Raw genomic sequence first — 2,758 nt, 5'->3', positions numbered from 1 at the left:
CAAACTGCGGTGCTCTACCACCCGAATCACCAGCCTGGTCCAGGCCGCCCTCACCCTTCATCTGACCAGCTCAAAGTGAGGATGGAAAAGACTCAGTATCGATCTTTGGTCGAGAACCCGTCCACCAGGAACTTCGCCGCTCCGCAAAATCACCACCTCTCCACGAGTTTTCAATTGTCCGTCACCTACCCTCGACATCTTAAAAGTAAATCAGCTAAACCACTTCGCAAATTTCGCCTTGACATTTTCCCAGGTATCCACAAAGAAATCCTTCACCGCCTTCGCCGCATTGGCAATCCATTCGCCAATCCCCTTGAGGAAATTGTTGAATTTTTCAATGATATGACCTACGGCTGTAGTCCCCTCTTTCACCCGGTCCACGATAGCTCGCCGTGCGTCCGTCGGGAGCGGCTTCAGTAGAGCCTTAAAGCCTGACGCGAAGGTAGATTGAAGATTCTTAATGGATTTCTCGAGGGGATCGTTCACTTCAGCCAGAAGGGAATTTAGTTCCGCCTCATCCTTGGCTTCCTTTGCGGCCTTTTCGGATTCCTCTTGGGCCTTCTTAAGTGCGGCCTCAGCGCCTTCACTGAGCTGCTTCATCAGATCCGTCTCTGGCTCCTCCTCAAACTTAACTCCAGGGATCCTGAAATCTAATAGCGTTGACACGTGATTGCGATTAGCTAATGAATTACCCATATCGGTCGACCAAATATAGCCAAGTGGCCGGGAGTCCGTTCGACTCTCAGCGAAAGCCTTCGGAGAAAGCTGAAAAGCACAAGAAAACATCGCGGCGAATATGACTGAAATAACCAGTTTGCGAAACAAGTTCTGCCGAGCTATTCCCATGACGCATTAACTTCCTTTTATTGTCGTAGACGGAGAGGCTCCGGATGTTAACGTCAGAGATCTTGTGGCGGAGCATATGTAGTGTCAGCTAGCGTGGAATGACATTGACTAAGAAAAGACTCCAATGGGATGCGGAGATATCCTCCTCACTGGTTTTCTTCAGAGGGCTTGTTAAAACGGCCAGAGCCACCGACGAAGAACGGCTGGTCACGGTCGGATAATGTATCGAGAATGTGGCCACGAATCGGAGCATGGATACTCAACGGCTGGGTGTGCAGGTTGTGAGAATTGTTTCGGCGGGCGATGCCCCCTACGGAGGCCAAACGCCTACGGTGCGGTGGCCGGCGGCGGGCGGGTGACCAGTGGATGCTGGCTGCGATCCTCTTCCTGGCCACCTTCGGCTGCGCCTGGCGACAGTTATCGCCGATCTGCTTAAGCTGTCCCCCCGGGGGCGCCTGACAGACTTGCCTGAGCGATACGGGTCGCGGAAAGCGGTCTACGAAAAGTTCCAACGCTGATTCGCAGACAGCACGTGTGGCCGACTGCTGGTCCGCGTCCAGCAGTACTCCGGAGCTGTGGGCACCGTCGACTGGACCATCATGTGCATCACCCCTGCAACCGTGGTGGCCAACGGCACGCGGTCGAATGCCGTAAGGGGGCAGGAGTGGCCAGGTATGGTACTCGGCCACTCCTGCAGCGAGCTGACCAAGAATATCCACCTCGCCTACAACGGCCAGAGCCGCCCCCTGGCCTTCGCGTCAGGCAACATCAACGACTATTCGAATTGAATGTCTACAATTGCCAGGCCATGGCGAAGATCATGTGTACTATCACCCCGGGCGCGTGTTAATCTACGCAGCATTGCAACTGATCGAGCCAAGTCTCCAATCTGAAGCCTTAGGCCCCCTACCGCCAGTCTATGACATACGGCAAGGGGACAAAAACCCATCGACACAGTGAGTTTTCCGATCAATAGGCAGTCTAGGGCATCTCACTTTGCCCCCCTGAGTCAGTTTTATCTCCCGAGTCGGTTTGATCCTCTGAAATTGCTTCATCCCCTAACAAATAAATTTCACCAGTTTCTAGATTCAGGCAGAATATCTCATCGAAGTCTTCGTATTCCGGCTCGCATCCTTCTAGCGAGACTGGCTGATCAGCAATACCAGGTGCCGCAGCTGCAGCGGCCGCCGAACCTGCGGCACCCACCCCTGACACAACCCCGCCACTTAAAATAAACACAGAAAATAACATGACAGCGCGATGCATGAAATTACCTCCAAGTCGGCGCGAGCGACATCCCGCACAGATCTCCAGAAACGGAAAACCTTTCCATGGTGAGCGTGAATCACACTACTACTTAGCTGAATCCAGGCATCTGAAATGGTGAATTTCAGGGCGCTCCTCGACCCGCCGAAATTCCGAGAATAGGCTCGATAGGACGTTAAGCGATACATCGCATTACGCAAATCGCGTCGCTTCAGGATTGATATGTACTGTTCGGCCCGGTCGTTTCTCGGCGATTCTATCGGCGGCCTTCTGGACCGACCCCAAAGCAGTCAGCTTTTCTTCGTCCGCCGCCAGTAGACGCCTTTCCGTCCGTGTCAAGAAAATCCAACGGATCGCTGGCGACCTTGCCCACCGCTTCGCGGCTGCTCCTCGGCGCCGCCCCTCGGTGAGTCGGTGCCTTTCTGTGGAACGGTGAAGGAGCTCTGAGCAGGTCAGGCGCAGTCGCGGACCGCGCGGGCGAGGGTGCGAAGGCCCTCGTCCAGTTCCTCGGGGGTGGTCGTCAGTGCGGGCAGCAGCTTGACGACCTCGCCCTCCGGGCCGGAGGTCTCGATCAGCAGACCCAGCTCGAAGGCGCGCTTGGCGATCCTGCCCGCGAGGGGCTTGTCGATGCACTCCAGGCCCCACA

The 2,758-nt window shown here is 55.3% G+C and carries 3 protein-coding genes and 1 pseudogene; 1 reads left to right on the top strand and 3 read right to left on the bottom strand.

Going from position 1 to position 2,758, the window contains the following annotated elements:
• Positions 1–210 precede the first annotated feature (210 nt).
• Positions 211–846 (bottom strand): hypothetical protein, encoded by a 636-nt coding sequence (locus tag ACFWZH_RS39385; RefSeq protein ID WP_384443334.1) that lies wholly within the window; start codon positions 844–846, stop codon positions 211–213.
• A gap of 575 nt (positions 847–1,421) precedes the next feature.
• Here ACFWZH_RS39385 and ACFWZH_RS39380 point away from each other — a divergent pair.
• The gene (locus ACFWZH_RS39380) at positions 1,422–1,634 is read left to right on the top strand and encodes a hypothetical protein (protein WP_384443331.1); all 213 of its coding nucleotides are present in this window, start codon (positions 1,422–1,424) and stop codon (positions 1,632–1,634) included.
• 193 nt (positions 1,635–1,827) lie between these two features.
• On the opposite strand, the gene ACFWZH_RS39375 is transcribed toward ACFWZH_RS39380, so the two are convergent.
• Both ACFWZH_RS39375 and ACFWZH_RS39370 read right to left on the bottom strand, forming a co-directional pair.
• Complete coding sequence (locus ACFWZH_RS39375) at positions 1,828–2,112, bottom strand: hypothetical protein (protein ID WP_384443327.1); 285 nt, start codon at positions 2,110–2,112, stop codon at positions 1,828–1,830.
• A 452-nt stretch (positions 2,113–2,564) separates the two neighbouring features.
• A pseudogene (locus ACFWZH_RS39370) lies at positions 2,565–2,758 on the bottom strand (diaminobutyrate--2-oxoglutarate transaminase); the annotation flags it as partial.

The organism is Streptomyces sp. NPDC059008 (assembly GCF_042749045.1).
GTDB lineage: Bacteria > Actinomycetota > Actinomycetes > Streptomycetales > Streptomycetaceae > Streptomyces.
The sequence above is the reverse complement of the archived record's forward strand: the minus strand, read 5'-3'. Positions and strand labels throughout refer to the sequence as shown.